At 46.2% G+C, this 223-nt stretch carries 1 protein-coding gene; it reads right to left on the reverse strand.

All coding sequences use genetic code 11. The features are described from left to right. Nucleotides 1–223: hypothetical protein (locus tag F8B77_RS17845; RefSeq protein WP_167512892.1), on the reverse strand; the 223-nt coding region annotated here is incomplete at both ends.

Consider the following 223-nt stretch of genomic DNA (forward strand, 5'->3'; position numbering starts at 1 on the left):
GTCTGCAGCATAGCTTTGAATAATCGCTAAGCTATCAACCACAGTTTGAATACCAGTGACGGTAGTTAGCGACTGGCTGTCAACTTGTGCATTAATTTCCGCCAAGTTGTTGGCATCAATACCCGTGACGCCAAAGTCGGCATAATCACTCACCGATGGTGCTGGTTGCGTATTATCCAACGCGTAGGTTCGTATCACATTGACGCTATTAGTTAGAGTCTGG

The organism is Aliivibrio finisterrensis (assembly GCF_008933155.1).
Lineage (GTDB): Bacteria > Pseudomonadota > Gammaproteobacteria > Enterobacterales > Vibrionaceae > Aliivibrio > Aliivibrio finisterrensis.